The sequence below is a fragment of the Halobacillus sp. Marseille-P3879 genome, assembly GCF_900240285.1.
In the GTDB taxonomy this organism is placed as follows: Bacteria; Bacillota; Bacilli; order Bacillales; family Halobacillaceae; genus Halobacillus_A.
In genome coordinates, this window is the sequence record NZ_OESS01000002.1 from 1,309,200 (window position 1) to 1,326,620 (window position 17,421).

General features: G+C 40.0%; 18 protein-coding genes. 2 read left to right on the forward strand and 16 right to left on the reverse strand.

What is annotated here, in order from left to right; all coding sequences use genetic code 11:
• Positions 1 to 19: 19 nt before the first annotated feature.
• From ccpA to C1A12_RS14555, 12 genes are all read right to left on the reverse strand, one after another.
• Positions 20 to 1,021 carry a catabolite control protein A gene (gene ccpA / locus C1A12_RS14500; RefSeq protein WP_101844748.1) on the reverse strand — a complete coding sequence of 334 codons (1,002 nt, stop codon included), beginning with the start codon at positions 1,019 to 1,021 and terminating at the stop codon, positions 20 to 22.
• A 180-nt stretch (positions 1,022 to 1,201) separates the two neighbouring features.
• Positions 1,202 to 2,260 carry a bifunctional 3-deoxy-7-phosphoheptulonate synthase/chorismate mutase gene (locus C1A12_RS14505; RefSeq protein ID WP_101844749.1) on the reverse strand — a complete coding sequence of 353 codons (1,059 nt, stop codon included), beginning with the start codon at positions 2,258 to 2,260 and terminating at the stop codon, positions 1,202 to 1,204.
• Between the two features lie 145 nt (positions 2,261 to 2,405).
• Complete coding sequence (gene ytxJ, locus C1A12_RS14510; protein ID WP_101844751.1) at positions 2,406 to 2,732, reverse strand: bacillithiol system redox-active protein YtxJ; 327 nt, start codon at positions 2,730 to 2,732, stop codon at positions 2,406 to 2,408.
• A gap of 60 nt (positions 2,733 to 2,792) precedes the next feature.
• Positions 2,793 to 3,227, reverse strand: a complete 435-nt coding sequence (locus tag C1A12_RS14515; RefSeq protein WP_101844752.1) for a YtxH domain-containing protein — start codon at positions 3,225 to 3,227, stop codon at positions 2,793 to 2,795.
• 5 nt (positions 3,228 to 3,232) lie between these two features.
• Positions 3,233 to 3,661, reverse strand: a complete 429-nt coding sequence (locus C1A12_RS14520) for a DUF948 domain-containing protein (RefSeq protein WP_101844950.1) — start codon at positions 3,659 to 3,661, stop codon at positions 3,233 to 3,235.
• 147 nt (positions 3,662 to 3,808) lie between these two features.
• Positions 3,809 to 5,122, reverse strand: coding sequence for a UDP-N-acetylmuramate--L-alanine ligase (gene murC / locus C1A12_RS14525; protein WP_101844753.1), 1,314 nt, complete (start codon positions 5,120 to 5,122; stop codon positions 3,809 to 3,811).
• A 210-nt stretch (positions 5,123 to 5,332) separates the two neighbouring features.
• Entirely contained in the window at positions 5,333 to 6,448 is a 1,116-nt protein-coding gene (locus tag C1A12_RS14530; RefSeq protein WP_101844755.1) for a nicotinate phosphoribosyltransferase, read from the reverse strand.
• Positions 6,449 to 6,548: 100 nt separating this feature from the next.
• Positions 6,549 to 9,170 carry a DNA translocase FtsK gene (locus tag C1A12_RS14535; RefSeq protein ID WP_101844757.1) on the reverse strand — a complete coding sequence of 874 codons (2,622 nt, stop codon included), beginning with the start codon at positions 9,168 to 9,170 and terminating at the stop codon, positions 6,549 to 6,551.
• 243 nt (positions 9,171 to 9,413) lie between these two features.
• On the reverse strand, positions 9,414 to 10,019 hold the full coding sequence (gene ytpR / locus C1A12_RS14540) for a YtpR family tRNA-binding protein (protein WP_101844759.1): 606 nt from the start codon (positions 10,017 to 10,019) through the stop codon (positions 9,414 to 9,416).
• A gap of 2 nt (positions 10,020 to 10,021) precedes the next feature.
• Positions 10,022 to 10,840, reverse strand: coding sequence for a DUF1444 domain-containing protein (locus C1A12_RS14545; protein ID WP_101844761.1), 819 nt, complete (start codon positions 10,838 to 10,840; stop codon positions 10,022 to 10,024).
• Between the two features lie 335 nt (positions 10,841 to 11,175).
• Complete coding sequence (locus C1A12_RS14550; protein ID WP_101844762.1) at positions 11,176 to 11,493, reverse strand: thioredoxin family protein; 318 nt, start codon at positions 11,491 to 11,493, stop codon at positions 11,176 to 11,178.
• Between the two features lie 33 nt (positions 11,494 to 11,526).
• Complete coding sequence (locus tag C1A12_RS14555; protein WP_101844764.1) at positions 11,527 to 12,543, reverse strand: PTS transporter subunit IIC; 1,017 nt, start codon at positions 12,541 to 12,543, stop codon at positions 11,527 to 11,529.
• A gap of 434 nt (positions 12,544 to 12,977) precedes the next feature.
• On the opposite strand from C1A12_RS14555, the gene C1A12_RS14560 reads away from it, so the two are divergent.
• The gene (locus C1A12_RS14560) at positions 12,978 to 13,418 is read left to right on the forward strand and encodes a YtoQ family protein (protein WP_101844766.1); all 441 of its coding nucleotides are present in this window, start codon (positions 12,978 to 12,980) and stop codon (positions 13,416 to 13,418) included.
• Positions 13,419 to 13,435: 17 nt separating this feature from the next.
• On the opposite strand, the gene C1A12_RS14565 is transcribed toward C1A12_RS14560, so the two are convergent.
• A complete protein-coding gene (locus tag C1A12_RS14565; protein WP_101844770.1) occupies positions 13,436 to 13,954 on the reverse strand; it encodes a DUF84 family protein in 519 nt (172 codons plus the stop codon).
• Positions 13,955 to 14,043: 89 nt separating this feature from the next.
• Positions 14,044 to 15,111, reverse strand: coding sequence for a M42 family metallopeptidase (locus tag C1A12_RS14570; RefSeq protein WP_101844772.1), 1,068 nt, complete (start codon positions 15,109 to 15,111; stop codon positions 14,044 to 14,046).
• Between the two features lie 146 nt (positions 15,112 to 15,257).
• Between C1A12_RS14570 and C1A12_RS14575 the strand changes: the two genes are divergently transcribed.
• A complete protein-coding gene (locus C1A12_RS14575) occupies positions 15,258 to 15,575 on the forward strand; it encodes a PepSY domain-containing protein (protein WP_101844774.1) in 318 nt (105 codons plus the stop codon).
• Positions 15,576 to 15,614: 39 nt separating this feature from the next.
• On the opposite strand, the gene C1A12_RS14580 is transcribed toward C1A12_RS14575, so the two are convergent.
• Together C1A12_RS14580 and trmB are read right to left on the reverse strand one after the other, a co-directional pair.
• Positions 15,615 to 16,469, reverse strand: a complete 855-nt coding sequence (locus C1A12_RS14580; protein WP_101844776.1) for an MBL fold metallo-hydrolase — start codon at positions 16,467 to 16,469, stop codon at positions 15,615 to 15,617.
• Between the two features lie 66 nt (positions 16,470 to 16,535).
• A complete protein-coding gene (gene trmB, locus C1A12_RS14585) occupies positions 16,536 to 17,174 on the reverse strand; it encodes a tRNA (guanosine(46)-N7)-methyltransferase TrmB (protein WP_101844778.1) in 639 nt (212 codons plus the stop codon).
• Positions 17,175 to 17,421: the final 247 nt, after the last annotated feature.

The window sequence follows — 17,421 nt, forward strand, 5'->3', positions numbered from 1 at the left end:
TACAGTATTTATATCGGCACTATTGGTTACGAGTTGAGTTTCTTTCAACAATTCGATGAGGTAAAGTTACGTTTTGCTCTTCTACTTCCTCTTTGTTCATAAACTTAGTCAGGAGTCTCATTGCCACAGCTCCGATATCATACATAGGCTGTACGACGGTAGACAAGGTAGGACGTACCATTGTTGCTAGGCGGGTGTTATCAAAACCAAAAACTTCCAGGTCTTCTGGAACTTTTAAGCCGATATCCTGAGCTCCATGAATAACTCCAAGTGCCATTTCGTCCGATGCAACAAAAATAGCTTTGGGTTTATCTTCCAAATCCCATAACTGCTCAAAAGCTTCCAGTCCTGAATCATATGAATAATCTCCAGTTACTATTAGTTCTTCACTAACTTCTATTCCTTTGTCGCGTAAAGCTCTCTTATACCCTTCAAGCTTTTGTGTATTAATTTCCGTATTCTCAGGTCCTGATACAAATCCGACTTTTTCATGACCATGAGACAGTAATAATTCTGTTGTCTCATAAGCAGCGTGTTCATAGTTAATATTCACGGAAGGTGTTTCCCCAGATTCGTCAATTGTAGCTGCTAGTGCTACTGGAACTGAGGCATTTTTGAATTCACGAGTGTGATCCTCAGTGATTTTGCCTCCCATAAACACCAGTCCGTCTACCTGTTTGCCCAGCATAGCATTGATAAGGTGCAGTTCTTTATCCTTATTCTGGTCTGAGTTACTTAAGATAATATTATAGTTATACATGGTGGCGATATCCTCAATACCTCGCGCTAATTCCGCAAAGAAAATACTTGAAATATCAGGAATAATCACCCCTACTGTTGTCGTTTTTTTACTCGCCAGGCCTCTTGCTACTGCATTAGGACGATATCCTAAACGCTCAATTGCCTCATGTACTTTCTTTCTTGTGGCCGGCTTTACGTTAGGATTTCCATTTACTACACGTGAGACCGTGGCCATTGATACATTTGCTTCTCTAGCTACATCATATATTGTTACATTCATACTGCTTCCTCCTTCGTCATTCAATTGACGACATGTTAATAAAATAATCATACGATAGTTGTACTCGTTCCGCAATATTCGAGTAAATTTTCCCTTATGAATACCTTCTCTATTATAACGGATTTTCATACTTCAAAAAAATAAGTCAGGCTATATTGTCAGCCTGACTTTAATTTTTTATTATTTTTTCAGCTCTGCCATAAAGTTTTCAAATGTCGGGATATCCATCTGCTGAGCTGAATCTGACAAGGCGACTGCCGGGTCCGGGTGAACCTCAGCCATTACCCCGTCTGCCCCTACAGCCAATGCAGCTTTAGCAGTTGGAAGAAGTAAATCTCTTCGTCCAGTAGAGTGTGTTACATCTACGAGCACAGGCAGGTGGGTTTCCTGTTTAAGAATTGGCACAGCAGAAATATCTAATGTGTTACGCGTCGCTTTTTCGTAGGTGCGAATACCACGCTCACACAAGATAATGTTTTCATTACCGCGTGAAATAATATATTCAGCTGCATTAATGAATTCAGAAATCGTTGCTGACAGTCCACGTTTAAGGAGTACAGGTTTGTTCACGGAACCAGCTGCTTTAAGCAGTTCAAAGTTTTGCATGTTACGTGCGCCGATCTGGATAACATCGAGGTAGTCCACGGCTTTTTCAATATCAGCAGGGTTTACAATCTCACTCACTACAGCTAAGTCATGTTCATCTGCTGCCTCTTTTAGAATTTTAAGGCCTTCTAACCCAAGCCCCTGGAAGTCATATGGAGATGTACGAGGCTTAAAGGCTCCACCGCGCAGCAGCTTAATACCTTGATTTTTCACAGCCTCAGCCACTTGTGAAACTTGTTCGTAACTTTCAACCGCACACGGCCCCATAACAAAGTGAGGATTACCATCCCCAATACGGTCCCCTTTTATATCAACGATAGTATCTTCCGGTTTTTTCTTACGGGATACGAGTAATGCTTTTCGATGATCATCTTCCTGTAATTCAAGACCGGCTTTAAAAATTTCTTTGAATAAATGAGTGATTGTGGAGTTTTCAAATGGTCCATCATTATTTTCTGTAATTTGATCAAACATCACGCGTTCGCGGACTGGGTCAAAACGATTCATGCCTTGTTTTTCTTTAATTTGACCAATATCCTTTACCAGATCACCGCGTTTATTGATTAAATTCAAAAGCTGCAAATTAACCTCTTCAAGCTGACCGCGCAGCTCATCTAATTGTTGGTTGCTCATATTGAATCCTCCTAAAATTTTGTTGGATTAATTATTATAATAATTTCATAGATAATTAGGGACAATTATAGCTAATATTAGAGCAGTTGTCACCCTTTTAGCAGATATTCATTAATTATTTTCTCTAAAAATTTTTAATAATGCATTAAAACTGTTCTAAAGCGTGTTGTAACGTGCTTACGTTAATGTTGGAATGACTCGCATCCCAAATAATACTGCCTTCATTAAAGTAAAGCGCTTGCGGGGACTCGTGGCGGATGTTGAACTCTTCTTGAATGTAATTACTTAATGGGCGGGATTCCTGGACATACAAAACGTAGCAGGGCTCATCCGTGGTGTCACTAAATGATTTGTACTCTTTTAAAGCGTTCGCACTAATTGGACACGTTAAACTATGTTTTAATAAATAAAAGGAAGATTGTTTATCTTTTATTACTTCAAATTCATTTTGATCATACAGTACTTGTACCATGGCTTATCCCTCCAAAATTGAATTAGAAAAACAGAGGCAGTACACGCCTCTGTTTGTTTATTAAATATTAGATGAAGTCGTAGAACTCTGCTGTTTTTCAAGCTCTTGAGCTGCTTCTTCAATGGCTTCAGCCACTTCTTGTGCAGCTTTTTCTGCTTCCTCATCTTCGCTTAATTTAGAACCCTTTACTTTGTCCTGTAAGGTTTTAGTAGAATCTTTTACTTTGGCTCCAAGTTCCTGCGACTTTTCTGAAACATTTTTAGAGAATTGAGAAGAAGATTCCACCGCACGGTCTTTCCACTCCCCTGCACGTGCTTTCCATTCACTGGAGCTTTCATTAATGTTGCCTCGAAGCTCACGACCAGATTTAGGAGCCATTAATAGAGCAACTACGGCTCCTACCACACCGCCGATCAAAGATCCAAATACGAAATCTCTTCCGGCTTTACTGTTTGTTTGTTTCTCCTCATTTACCTGATTCTTTTCTGTACTCATTAAACTCAACCTCCTGTTTGATTTAAATCATCTTTCTTTGATTTCTTCCATAAATTAATGGCAACTTGACCCCACTTCATTGCTTGTGCAGCGGAATCGTTGTGGTCCTGTGCGGAATGACTTAAACCTCTAGATATGGAACGTATGGACTGGCTGAATTCTAATAAAGAATCTCCAATCCCTTTTACTCCGTCTACGAGGGTATTTAACTTTTGAGATTTATCCCCTACGTCTTCAGCTAGCTTGTTTGTTTTACTTAGTAATTCTGTTGTCTCCAGGGTCATCCCTTCTAATTGTTTCTCAACCCCCTCAAGAGTATCTGCTACATTGTTCATAGTACGACGAACGGCTGTTAGTGTTCTGGCCAGAAAAATAACCAACACACCAAAAGCTACTGCGGCAATCAATGCCGAGATGTACAAGATGATAACCATATCCAAGGTACACTCCTCCACATATGTATTTACCACATTAGTATTTACCCAAAACAGTAAATTATAAACTATTCTGTTTTAATTTTATATTCGCCGTTCGTTATTAAAATCCTTTTTTTTAATTAATAAAATTGAAAAGCGTGTAAATTAATTTACACGCTCTTCATCTTTACTTATTTCCTCATAGGCATGTTGAAACTTCTGAATATCCCCGGCACCCATAAATAATAAAACACTGTCATTGTGCTCTGCTAAATGAGCGGTCTCTGAAACATCCAGTATGTGCGCATCAGGAACAAGCTCCTGCAGGTTTTCTATCGTCAGCTTGCCGCTGTTTTCCCGTGCAGACCCAAAGATATCGCACAAATACACGGCATCAGCCAATTCAAGACTTTCAGCAAATTCTTTTAGGAACGTTTTTGTCCGTGTAAAAGTATGAGGCTGGAATATAGCTACTACTTCTTTTTCCGGATATTTCTTCCGGGCAGAATCAATTGTAGCTTTAATTTCAATTGGATGATGAGCATAGTCATCCACTAATATTTGATTGTTCCATACTTTTTCAGTAAACCGCCGTTTCACTCCACCGAATGTAGATAGTCTGCTAATTTCGTCTACTGACATTTCTTCGTAATGGCAAATAGCGATGACACTAAGGGCATTCAGGACAGTGTGCGTACCATACTGCGGAATAGTAAACGTAGCATAAAAAGTATTTCTTACAAACACATCAAAAGTGGTACCATTTTGATCTTCGTGAATATTTTGAGCTTGAAAATCATTAGTATCAGCCAATCCATAATACAACACAGGGACGTTTGCTTGAATATGCTGAAGATGTTCATCATCTCCACAGGCAATAATCCCCTTCTTTACTTGCTTTGCCATTTGTTGAAAGGCCTGAAACACATCCTCAATGCTGGTGAAATAGTCTGGATGATCAAAATCAATGTTTGTCATAATGGCGTAATCCGGATAATATTCTAAGAAGTGCCTGCGATACTCGCAAGCTTCAAAAACAAAGTACTGACTGTTCTCGCTTCCTCTTCCTGTCCCGTCACCTATTAAGTAAGAAGTTGGATAATTCTCGTTCAGAACATGAGAGAGCAGTCCGGTAGTAGATGTTTTCCCGTGGGCCCCCGTTACGGCGATACTCGTGTATTTCTTCAGCCATTCACCAAGAAACTCGTGATAGCGATAATAAGGCAGTCCTAATGCCTTCGCTCTTACGATTTCTTCGTGATCATCTTTAAATGCATTTCCTGCAATCACTGTCAGGCCTTCTTCGATGTTTTCTGCTGTAAACGGTAAGACTGGAATGTTCTTTTCGTTTAACACTTCTTCCGTAAAGAAAAACTTATCTATATCAGAACCTTGAACTGTCTCTCCTGAGTCATGAAGAATTTGTGCCAGAGCACTCATCCCTGTTCCTTTAATACCAACAAAATGGTAAGTCGTCATAAACCTGAACCTCCAAAATAAAGTGGAACACTTTAAGTATTATATGTAACTTTTCTTAGCATGCGAATGCTGCCTCGTACATATTCAGTATTGTTATACAATCAATATCCTATTTTAACACGATCGCCTTGCTGGAAAAAGCGTAATACGACCTGAAGCCTACTCCCGTGAAAGTTTCCAAAAAAGAGTAAGCTTCTAAGAAATTCGTCTTTAGTTTTCATCGAGAAAGGGAACCTTTTCCAGACGAGGGTTAGGCTTATAACGTCTTCCTTCTTTAGCTTCGTGATCCCCATTCATGATCACATTATCCCCTGTAAAACCAATCCCGATCTTAAGCAAGCTGCCCCCTACGCCATACATATCCACGGGGACTTTGAGTTCTTCAAATGCTCGTATGCGGTCTTCAGTAAAACCACCGCTTACTACGATTTTCACATGTTGATAGCCTTCCTCATCAAGTGCTCTACGTAACGCAAAAACAAGTTCCGGGTTTACTCCTCTTGGATCGAAAGTCCCCATCAGATGCTGATTTCTCAAAAAATATTTATCGACTAAATTACGAGAAGTGTCAATCCGCACTCCTTTTAACTCATTCCCAAACTCACGGGCAACCTTAAGAGAATCCGTAATCACGTCGTTGTTATAATCAACGAGTGCCATCAGTTCATCTTCAGGGAATTGCTGTTTATAGGCTTTCGTTGCAGCAACGACGTCTCCTTTAAACATTTGAATTAAGGCATGAGGCATGGTGCCCATCCCCTTTTTTCCCCACCATTCATTCATTGCGTGTGTGGCCTGGGCAGTAGAACCACCGATAAATGCAGAATATCCATCTCCCGCCTGCTGGGTAAAGTGATCATCACGGTCTCCCATAAAAATAATCGGCTTCTGTTTCCCGGATGTTCTGGCTGCTTTCACAACGTCATATACATTTGTCGCCACAGAAGTTCTTCTTGCAAGGATGCCGTCAATAATCCCTTCCAAGTAGCCGAAGTATTGATAAGGTCCAGTGATGGTTAATACTGTTTCATAAGGTTCAACCTTGTCGCCATCTTTTAAAGAATGGATCTCAAGTCGTTCAGGGTGATCGGAAAACGTATGAATAAGTGCGATCGCTTCATCCGTACCACAGAGAACCGCGTGTCCTTTTTGAAAGAACTGCATCGTTACAATATTTTCATTTAAATGATGTTCCACAATTTCCTTGGTCTTTAAAAAATAGACAGCTGAAAACCAGCCTTCAGCTACCCTTTCATCAAATTTAAAAGTTTGATTCGTTAAACGCGATATTTCACCATTGAGTTTTCTAGCAATTTCTTTTTCCATGACGTAACTCCTTAAACATAGGTTCTCTCATACATAGTGGTTTCTTATTTTATCATATAAAATTGGGGACTTTTTAACAAGTCCCCATCTCTTTTGCTTCTTATTGTACCATCATATCTTCCACCTGTTGGGATGTAAGCAGTATATCTCTTGGCTTACTTCCTTTTGATTCAGATATAATGCCATAATCAGCCATTTGGTCAATAAGCCGAGCTGCACGGTTGTATCCAACTTTAAAACGTCGTTGAAGAAGGGATGCACTTGCTCCATTCTGCTCAATAACGAACTGAACGGCTTCTTCAAAAAGCTCGTCTGTTGATTCTTCACTGGAAACCTGCTGAATTAATTCTTCCTGCTCAAACAAATAATTGGGCGGTGCTGTTTTCTTTACATAGTTTGTTACACGTTCAATTTCATCATCTGAAACAAAAGCTCCCTGGATACGAACGGACTGACCAGCTCCATTTTCAATGAACAGCATATCGCCTTTTCCTAACAGCTTCTCCGCTCCTGCTGTATCTATAATCGTCCGTGAATCTACTTGAGAAGATACGCTGAAAGCTATTCTGGTAGGAATATTGGCTTTAATTAATCCGGTTATAACATCAACGGACGGCCGTTGAGTAGCCAGCAGCAGATGGATGCCGCAAGCTCTGGCCTTTTGAGCGATACGACAAATTGAATCTTCTACTTCTTGAGGAGAAACCATCATCAAGTCGGCTAATTCATCAATTACAATGACTAAATAAGGCATTTTCTCTGAACGACGGTCCTGTTGGATCATTTTTTCATTGTAACGCTCTACATCTCTCGCTCCTTCAGTTACAAATTTTTCGTAGCGTTCTTCCATTTCTTTAACGGCCCATTTAAGAGCAGAAGTTGCAGCTTTAACATCGGTAATCACAGGAGATACCAGATGCGGAAGATTATTATAAGGCGCCAATTCCACCATTTTAGGGTCTATAAGCATAAATTTAACGTCCTCGTGGTGGGCTTTATAGAGCATACTAATTAGAATCGTGTTAATACATACGCTCTTCCCTGACCCTGTAGCACCCGCTATTAACCCGTGAGGCATTTTCTTTAAATTAGTCACGACCGTGTCTCCGCCAATATCAAGCCCGAGACCTACCGACAAGGGAGATGGGTCGTTTTTAAATGCATTTGATTCAAAGATCTCCTGCAGCCCTACCATTTCTGGTTGACGGTTGGGTACCTCTATCCCTACAGCTTGTTTACCTGGTATGGGAGCTTCAATTCTAATGTCTCTTGCAGCCATACTAAGCTTAATATCATCGGATAGATTTGTGATTTTACTAACTTTCACACCAGGCTCAGGCTGCACTTCAAATCGGGTTACAGCTGGACCCTTCATTGCATGCACTACCTTTGCCTTTACATGGAACTGTCTCAGCGTATTCTCCAGCAGATCCATTTGAGACTGAATCCAGCCATCATCGTCTTCGGATCTCATTTTTTTATCATTTAAAAGGTGCAAAGGTGTCGCTTGTTGAAGTGGTTGCTCCGCCTGTTCGGTGGTAGTACTCTTATTTAGAGTTTTTTTTTGCTGATCACGTGAGCGCTTATCTCTCGGCGTCATCACTACATTAAATGGAACGCTTTTCCTTTCCATTCGTTTTTCTCGATTTGACTGTTTATTAGATTTCTTATTTTCTACGGGTTGGGGTTTAGTTTTAACCTCAACATCCATTTGCTCTTCAGCTGTTTTTTCTACATGCCCTTCATGTTCTTGTTCACTCGCAGATGAAGCACCTATTTCCTGATAAGCTTCCTCATCATCAGCTCGGTGCCCGGATTCAACTTCAGCTTCATTGGTGTCCTCCTCAGGTGCCGGCTTTACTACTTCATTTTCTTCAACCGCAGGGAAGAAACCAGCTTCTTCATCAGCTTGATGTTTCGGTTCAAACCCGCTTTCCATCCAATCCTCAGCTGGAACCTCTGCCTGTGCCTCATCTTGTTGTTCTTCAGTAACAGGGAAAGAACCAATTTCCTCCTCGAGAATCTCATTTTCAGTTTCGGCTTCATCTGCTGGAACACGGTTTAAAGAAGAAGGGGCATCGTCAAATTCCGAATTGTCTTCTTCAAATGCTTCGGTTTTAAAATCCGAAGCGGCTGCGGATTCTGTTTCTGCTGATTCTTGTTCCTCTTTAGCTTGCTTACTTGATTGTAACTTCCCTAAAACTCTCTGGCGTACAATCTGCCAGTGTTCTTCGTCATAACGTGCCTGTTCCATTTTTGCTGTTTTCCCATTACTTTCATCTTTATCAGGTAATTCTTCAAAGTTTGTGGCCGGAGTAGACCGGGGGTGAAATCCATATACAGGAGAAGGTACATCTGTTGGTGTAAATGGTTCAGCCGGAGTTTCCGGAAGTTCGACCTTATTCGAACGCTGTTCTTCAGAAGGAGTACGATTCCTTCTCTTAGAACTCTTTGGAGCAGGTGCATCGCCCTCTTGACTAGAATACCTTGCCCTCTTTCGGGAAGGTCGTTCAGTTGTTTCCTGTTCTTCTATGGGCTTTGAATGATCAGGTATAACAGGAAAGCGAAAATTACCTTGTTTTGGATATCTATAGGTCATCTTTGTGTTTGCATTTAATTCATTGCGGTCCCGTTCATTAGTGGAGTAAGGTGCTTTTTTGTACTCTCGGCTGTCATCATCGTCAAAGAAACCTTTAAATTTATTTTTAAATTGATTCCACATGATATTCTCACACTTTCCTTTTCTCTCTTTATATTAGTAGTACCTCTTATTTTAACAGGTTTTTTAATAGATTTGGTTTACATTCTATTTAAAAATTTAGAAGAAAATAAAAAGAAGCAAAGGGCTTAGTACTTAAGGTCCCTTTGCTTCTCGAATTCAAGCTTTTTAAATTTCTGTGTGATCTCTATCTCAGAACATGCCTGGAGATTTCGGAATACTCTCTGGCTCGTATAACTAATCTAATTAAAGATTGAATGGCTCTCCCGGCTTCTCTTCCCCGCTTAAAACCAGAATTCCTTTTTCTTTTGGTGCATCTTTTAAACCAAGCTCCTTCGCTGAGCATATCATCCCTGTAGAAGGAACACCGCGCAGCTCGGCTGATTTAATTTTCATACCACCAGGCATAGTGGCACCAACCTTTGCCACAACAACGTGTTGACCTTCCTCTACGTTGGGAGCCCCGCAGACAATCTGCAAAGTTTCGTCTCCTACATCAACCTGACAGACACTTAACTTATCAGCATTTTCGTGAGGCTCTTTGGCGTTAACATACCCCACTACAAATTTAGGTGAAAGATCAAAATCTAAAGCATCATCGAGGTTACTTTCATGAAATAATCCTTTCAACTGGTCCAGTAAGGTTTCTGTCATTTCAATCTTACCGTGTTCGGCAAGTGTAAAATAACGGGAAGCATTAAAGATATTGTAACCTAACAAAGAGTGATCATCCTGATTAGTAATTTTTACAATATCCCCGTATGTTTTATACGTTGAAGTCAATCTTTCCCCATCTTTCACTGGAATTATTAAAACATCCCCTATACCTTTAGGGTTGTAAAATACATCCATTATTAATCTTCCTTTCGTTTATCCTTTGGTTTTTTTTGAGCTAAAATAAAGATAGGTTCCAATGTTTTATCTTCGTACAAGAAGGAAAGAGAAGTAACCGGTACAGTACCTTCAGCAAAAAACTTCATGGCCATTTGAGCTAGAATGTCATACCCTTCAGGATTCTTGATATCGGCAAAAATAATCACATCCTGATGAGGTATGCTTATGGCAAGTTCTCCTTCAAACTCCGCCTTCATCTTCTCAAGCAGAACTTCGTTTAAGATCCTACTGGCATCATAACCATCCCTCGTAGATTGAAAATAAAAATCATTTCCATAAACCGTGTCTCTTTTTAAATCAACAGATAATGAACGGGCATTAAAGCTGGCTATTTCCTTCAATCGTTCAATAGACCAGTTTTCACGTTCTATCATTTCTTCATCAATTAATTGATAGGACTTTCCTAAATCCAATGCATAAAATATACGGGTCTCCGCAGTATGTTCAGCAGAAATTAATTTCTTTCCACCTTCTGTTTCTGTCGGAAAAGATCCCGCTCGGATAACAGGAAATATGTTCTTCTCTTTTCCGTTTAAAGAATGTGTTTCATTCATAATCCGCAAGGCTTCTTCAACGTGGTCCTCTAATTCGTCCACTGCAGGCTCCCCGCGGCTTTCGTATTTAGCAATTACTTTTGGCAAAGTGATAGTGATTCCTTTGCCTGAGTCCTTCCACTCAATTCGAAACGTATCTTTATCACGATTAAACGTAGTTTTCCACTCGTCTTTTTGAAATCGTTCTTCTAATATTTTTTTCATTTTTATACTCGTAACTTTCATGTAAGCTGTTCCTCCTTATTTATGAAGAGGTTGAATCCGTTGTCTATTTTAGCATAATTAAAGCTGATACACGAAAATGACCCTCCAAAAAGAAAACCAGGCTGGGACAAAACTGAATAAATCATAAAATAATCCGAATGATTCTGTAGAAATCAGTTCGGATTATTTATGTTAAAGAGAATTTACACCATCGCTCTGTCAAAATATTCCACTTTCCTGCGGGATCCGCTGCTCGCGCTTTTCCCACAGGAGTCTGCGTACTTTGACTACGCTAATGATCTGCGTTTATACGAATGTTGTTTTTTACTCACTGCTTTACTTATGTCCCAGTGCGATTAAACTTCTACGTTTTTAATGAATTGCTCGATTTCTTCTCTGGATTTCGCATCTTTACTAACAAACCGGCCAACTTCTTCCCCGTTGTTATAAGCTAGAAAACTTGGAATTCCAAAGATATCGTTTTCTGCACATATATGAATAAATTGGTCGCGATCCACATATACAAATGTCCATTCTGAGAACTCTTCTTCAAGCTCCGGAAGAAAGGGTTCAATTACACGACAGTCCGGGCACCATTCCGCTGAGAATAAGAGTATGGCTTTGTCGTTGTTTATAATATCTTTTAACTGTTCGTCCGTTTTTAACGTGATCATGTCAGCACCTCCGCCTGTTATTTTAGCATAAGTTTATTCATAATCAATCACCATGTCTCCTGGCTTTATCCACCCTTTTTTTCTAAACCATGCAGCTATAAGTAAACTAATCAGCGCAGGTCCAATGAAATGCAGCATAAATATTCCCCATGCTACTTCCCAGGAGAATCCCAGGGACTCAAAAGTCATAATTTGCCCTACGAGACCACTCGTTCCCATACCAGCACCTGCAGCGTTATTTTCAAATTGCAGCCAGGTGGTTGCAATGGGGGCTAACAATGCTCCTGCGACAGTAGGAGGTACTATAATAATAGGTTTCTTAACAATGTTAGCAACTTGAAGCATGGAAGTCCCAATTCCTTGTGCTATAACACCCCCAACTCCATTATCCCGATAACTTATTGCTGCAAACCCAACCATTTGAGCCGCACAGCCTACCGTGGCAGCCCCAGCTGCAATTCCATCAATCGAGAGCATTAAGGCAATAGCTAGACTTGAGATAGGTGCAGTTAAAGCTATTCCCATCAATATAGCTACGAGCACTCCCATTACGATCGGCTGCTGCAGCGTAGCCCAATTAATAAGCTGCCCAAATCCAGTCATAAATTGATCAATCGGGGGTCCGATTAAAGAACCAACCGCAAATCCAATAACTATAGTAACGAAGGGGGTGAGAATAATATCAATTCTAGTTTGTTTACTTATCAGCTTCCCAAATTCTGTGGCTGTCAGGGCAGAGACGTAACTCCCTGCCGGACCTCCTAGTTCAGCCCCGTAAGCCCCGCTGAATAAAGCAGCAAAAATAACAAGAGGAGGAGCCTTTAATCCATAGGCAATAGCTGCACCAATCGCCCCTCCCCATATTTTTGAGTCCATAGCAAAGCTTCCCATTTCAACAAATGAGTCAATATTTAACTGCTCGCCAATCGTTTGAATAATCAAGCCAATAATTAATGAAGAAAACAAACCGAGCGCCATGTAGCTTAATGCAGTTATAAAATAAGCATGAAACGAAATATGTATATTTTTCTTCGCTAGAAATTCTTTCATAGTTTCTACTCCTTTCTTCAACGTAATACATCTTACAACACTATTTTACAAGTGTAAATACACTGCTAGTCTGCAACTTTAATTACAATACGCAATCCTTCTTTTATTTACGCTAGTTAGCTTATAGAGCTTATTACGATTTAACGAAAGAGTATGAGTGCTAAATATTGAGAGAAACTTTCGGAATAAATGCAGGAACATTCAAGAGAATTGGCTTATAAAGGTAATTTAAACAAAAAAGAAATATAATAATCCCATTTTTTATAAAAACGGGATTATTTTTCGTGAGTATAAGATAGTGAATAATTGACTGAACTTGCGAAAAGTATAAATTCGCAGGAATAAGTATTTTACATTTATAGTTTGTACCACTGGACAAGAATAATAGTTTGTGAACATACTAATCATAGAGTATCTTGAGGAGGGGTTTTAAGATGGAATTCACTGTATATTTAGCTGGCCAGATTCATGATGATTGGAGGGAAAAGGTAAGAAAAACAGCGAAAGAAAGAGATCTGCCTATTCATTTCGTCGGCCCTCAAGAAAACCACGAACGTTCCGATAGAATAGGAGAAGAAATTTTAGGGCCACAGCCGAACAAGCGGCTTACCGACGATGCTGCTTCTGACATAAATAATTTTAGAACACAGCTTCTTCTTGAGAAAGCCGACGCCGTTATAGCTTTGTTTGGAGAGAGTTACAAACAATGGAATACAGCTCTGGATGCAGGGCTAGCTGTACAGGCTGACAAACCATTAATTTTAGTGAGACCGGAATCGTTAATTCATCCATTAAAAGAACTATCCAACCAAGCAAACGTCACCGTTGAAACTATTGATCAGGCGCTGGCCGTTCTGTCTTACGTTTATGAATAATCAAAAAGAACATCCCTTCAAGATGAGGGATGTTCTTTTTGATCGTGCTCCCATTGCCCTTTCAACAGTTTGACAACATGAGAGAACATTTCCTCACGTTTAATCACACTGTTCGTAAAAATACCAATCGCACCTTCATGCTTACTTACATTTGCCTTTTCAGCATAAGCATCCATCAGCTCCCCTAGCTCTCTTCCTGTCTGCAAACCTTCACTAATCTCATCTGGAAGAGGGATCCTTGCTCCACTGGCTCGATAAACATTTTCCTTCTGATCGACTAAAGCTCCCCAATTGCAGAGAAATAGGTCGCCTTCAATCTCCATAACTCCGCCTTCTAGACCGATCCCAAGTTCACTTTTTTTCATAACAGCACATTCACGGGCTCGGTTAACGGCTCCTTCCAATGTCTCTTCATCAGAAAAAGGTTGAGCAGCTACTTTGGATTCTACTTCAACACTTAATACATCATCATTAGCAAATACTTTTTTTACTGCTTCAACTTTTGTTGGGTTTGTCGAACCAATATAAATCTTCACTCACCGTACACCTGCCTATAACTAATCTGTTTTTATATCTTAACACAAAGCCGTCAAAGCTATCAGCCCTGTCCGACTCGTTCTGTCCTTTAACTCTTCGATTTAATATAATCAACGGTATTTTGGTCTGTTGATTTCACAAGCTGCACAATCAATTCTTTAGCAGCAGCATAATCATCAACATGAATAATGGAGGAGGACGTATGAATATACCTTGAGCAGATCCCTACTACGGCTGAAGGAACACCCTCATTGGTGACATGTACACGGCCAGCATCCGTTCCCCCCTGCGAAACAAAATACTGATAAGGTATATCATGCGTTTCTGCTGTATCTAAAATAAAATCTCTCATTCCTCGATGAGTTACCATCGATTTATCTAAAATCCTTAATAAAGCTCCTTTTCCAAGCTGTCCAAATTCCTTATCATCCCCGCTCATATCATTAGCTGGAGAAGCATCCAGCGCATAAAACACGTCCGGATCAATCATATGGGAAGCCGCCTGAGCTCCTCTTAACCCTACCTCTTCCTGTACGGTAGCGCCGGAGTATAGCTGGTTAGGAAGACTCTCTTCCTTCAGCTCTTTTAACAGTTCAATAGCAAGCCCACAGCCATAACGGTTATCCCATGCCTTTGCAAGTATCTTCTTATCATTAGCCATTGGTGTAAACGGGCATACCGGCACAATCTGCTGACCGGGCTTAATCCCTATTCTCTCCGCATCTTCTCTGTCGTCTGCTCCAATATCAATGAGCATATTCTTTATTTCCATCGGCTTTTTTCTTTGTTCAGGTGTTAAATTGTGAGGTGGGATAGACCCAATGACACCTGTTACAGGCCCCTGCTTTGTAATAATTTGAACACGCTGAGCCAGCATGACCTGATTCCACCACCCGCCTAGTGTTTGGAAACGAAGCATACCATTCTTTGTTATTTGCGTAACCATAAAACCCACTTCATCCATATGACCGGCTACCATTACTCGAGGTCCTTTGGCTTTTTTGATACCGAATATTCCACCCAATCCGTCTTGAATTGTCTCATCAGAGTATTTACTTAATTCTTCTTTCATAAAGCTGCGTACCAGATGTTCATTCCCAGGGGTTCCTGGTAATTCAGTAAGCGTTTTAAATAAATCTTGAGTTACTTGGTTCATTATGTACCTCTCCTTTATCTCCATCTGCTTATAGTTTACCTAAAAACGGAAAATGATTCTACATTATCGAACTGAGGTTTTAATTTCCTTTTAATGAGAAATCTAGTATACTGAATGATAGTATATTGATTAGAGGTGAGTGAACTATGAATTGGAAAAAAGTTGCCATAGCTGCTGGTGTGGGAGCACTTGCAGGTTATGTCGTGAAAGAACAAGTAGCTAACAAACAAGGCGTCACTCCTGAAAAAGCTCTAAAAATTGCCAAGGAAGCATTTAAAAAACAAGGCCCGATCAGCGGTTCATGGATTTATATGAAACCTGAGGAATTAAACAAAAACGGCATTAATTATGAAGTATACCGCGGCGGGATTTCCAAAAACCAGGATGGAGAAACGTCTCAATACGAATTCTTCATTGATTCTGAAACAGGTACCATTATTGATGTAAGCGAACAAACAGCCTAATTATTTCACCCCCGGCTTCTCCAAAAGCCGGGGGTGATTTTATTTATACTGGGATGGCGGACGCTCTACGGAAGCAATTACCTCACCATTTTCATCATATTTCAGCGCTCGGAATTCAGCGTCATGATAAAACGTATACCAGGCATTTTTCTTGTAACCATAACTCATCCATTTTTCCTTCTCATGAACAGAAGTGACCGGGTAGTCATCATAAGCTAAAGCCCACAAAACGTTTTGATGAGCATGGGTTGGCATTATATCAGCCATATGAATAAAAGAGTCATCATTATCTTCATATAACAAGATAGAATGTCCGTCACTGTGTCCCCCCGTATGGATCATCTTTAACCCTTCTACAATCTCTATTTCCTCTGTAAAGGTATGTACCTGGTCCTCTACGGGCTTCCAGTTGTCTTCCCAATAAGTATTTCTCGAACGAATATTAGGATTTCTCATTTCATTCCACTCTGTGAGACTTGTGTAAATTTCAGCATTAGGGAAAACAGGAACCAGCTTGTCTCCTTCCCACTTTGTAAGGCCGCAGGCATGATCAAAATGCAGGTGGGTCATACAAACAATATCAATATCTCCGGGTGTAAGGGAGACCTTTGAAAGTTCTCCCGTCAAATGAGCTTCCTCTTTGACCCCAAAGATCTTCTTTTGCTTCTCTGTGAGTTTATCATTACCTATCCCTGACTCGATTAATATGTTTTTACCTTTTAACTGAAGCAGTATAGGATCTGTTCTCAATTCAATTTGGTTTAGATCGTTAACCGGGTACTTTTTACTCCATAAGGCACGGGGGACAACGCCGAACATAGCCCCACCGTCCAAGTGAGTCACTCCACCATTCAGCCATGATAATTTCGCTTTCCCAATTTCTAATGATTCCAAAGCTTTCACCTCCAAAAACTTAGCCTTATTCTACCATAAAACAAGAGGTGATTGTAAGCGCTGTCATCACCAAAATTTTGCTTTGCATCTATAAATAGGCTGTCCTTTCTCAGAGAACTTTTCCTCATATTCAGTGGGAACGTTAAGCGGATCATTCATTTCATGCAAGTCTAAAGATATCTCCTCAATAATCATCCCGTATTGAGAAAAACTGGCCACCGAATATTCAAAAAAACCTTTGTTATCTGTTTTCAGAGTAAGTTTCCCCTCATTTTTCAGAATATCTTTATACTGATCGAGAAAAGCAGGGAATGTTAGCCTTCTTTTTTCATGACGTGTTTTGGGCCAAGGATCAGAGAAGTTCAAATAAATGTGTTCTACTTCATTAGTGTGAAACAGATCGCGTAAGTCTTCAGCATCTTCATTTAATAATCGAACATTTGAAGTTTCCGCATCCAGTACTTTCTTTAAAGCACCTACTATTACACTTTTTACTCGTTCTACTCCGATAAAATTAATTTCAGGGTGCTGGTTGCCCATTCCGGCAATAAACTGCCCTTTTCCGGATCCTATTTCTAAATGCAGAGGCTGGTCTTTATCAAAAGCAGCCTGCCAGTTTCCTTTGTATTGAAAAGGGTTCTCAATCACTACGTGGTTATTTTCGCGCATGTAGTCATCGGCCCAGGGTTTATTTCGTAATCTCATTTTATGTGACCTCCTTCTATCTTTACAAATCTTATCACGAAAGACACGGCTGTAAAAGTTTTTGGAAGAATTGCAGTTAACAGAAGGAATTGGAGGGATACTTCCATAACAGAAATAAAGAATCAGTTATTTTCATAAGAAGGATTTATTTAATAGGTTACAGTGAATTACACGCGGAATCAGGTATTGGGTTGAAAACGCTTACTGATATATGATGTTTATTGTGTAATTATATATATCATTTGAG

Excerpts from the sequence above, each read along its gene's own strand:
- ccpA (WP_101844748.1), bottom strand. The coding sequence starts at position 1,021 with ATGAATGTAACAATATATGATGTAGCTAGAGAAGCAAATGTATCAATG.
- C1A12_RS14505 (WP_101844749.1), bottom strand. The coding sequence starts at position 2,260 with ATGAGCAACCAACAATTAGATGAGCTGCGCGGTCAGCTTGAAGAGGTT.
- ytxJ (WP_101844751.1), bottom strand. The coding sequence starts at position 2,732 with ATGGTACAAGTACTGTATGATCAAAATGAATTTGAAGTAATAAAAGAT.
- C1A12_RS14515 (WP_101844752.1), bottom strand. The coding sequence starts at position 3,227 with ATGAGTACAGAAAAGAATCAGGTAAATGAGGAGAAACAAACAAACAGT.
- C1A12_RS14520 (WP_101844950.1), bottom strand. The coding sequence starts at position 3,661 with ATGGTTATCATCTTGTACATCTCGGCATTGATTGCCGCAGTAGCTTTT.
- murC (WP_101844753.1), bottom strand. The coding sequence starts at position 5,122 with ATGACGACTTACCATTTTGTTGGTATTAAAGGAACAGGGATGAGTGCT.
- C1A12_RS14530 (WP_101844755.1), bottom strand. The coding sequence starts at position 6,448 with ATGGAAAAAGAAATTGCTAGAAAACTCAATGGTGAAATATCGCGTTTA.
- C1A12_RS14535 (WP_101844757.1), bottom strand. The coding sequence starts at position 9,170 with ATGTGGAATCAATTTAAAAATAAATTTAAAGGTTTCTTTGACGATGAT.
- ytpR (WP_101844759.1), bottom strand. The coding sequence starts at position 10,019 with ATGGATGTATTTTACAACCCTAAAGGTATAGGGGATGTTTTAATAATT.
- C1A12_RS14545 (WP_101844761.1), bottom strand. The coding sequence starts at position 10,840 with ATGAAAGTTACGAGTATAAAAATGAAAAAAATATTAGAAGAACGATTT.
- C1A12_RS14550 (WP_101844762.1), bottom strand. The coding sequence starts at position 11,493 with ATGATCACGTTAAAAACGGACGAACAGTTAAAAGATATTATAAACAAC.
- C1A12_RS14555 (WP_101844764.1), bottom strand. The coding sequence starts at position 12,543 with ATGAAAGAATTTCTAGCGAAGAAAAATATACATATTTCGTTTCATGCT.
- C1A12_RS14560 (WP_101844766.1), top strand. The coding sequence starts at position 12,978 with ATGGAATTCACTGTATATTTAGCTGGCCAGATTCATGATGATTGGAGG.
- C1A12_RS14570 (WP_101844772.1), bottom strand. The coding sequence starts at position 15,111 with ATGAACCAAGTAACTCAAGATTTATTTAAAACGCTTACTGAATTACCA.
- C1A12_RS14575 (WP_101844774.1), top strand. The coding sequence starts at position 15,258 with ATGAATTGGAAAAAAGTTGCCATAGCTGCTGGTGTGGGAGCACTTGCA.
- trmB (WP_101844778.1), bottom strand. The coding sequence starts at position 17,174 with ATGAGATTACGAAATAAACCCTGGGCCGATGACTACATGCGCGAAAAT.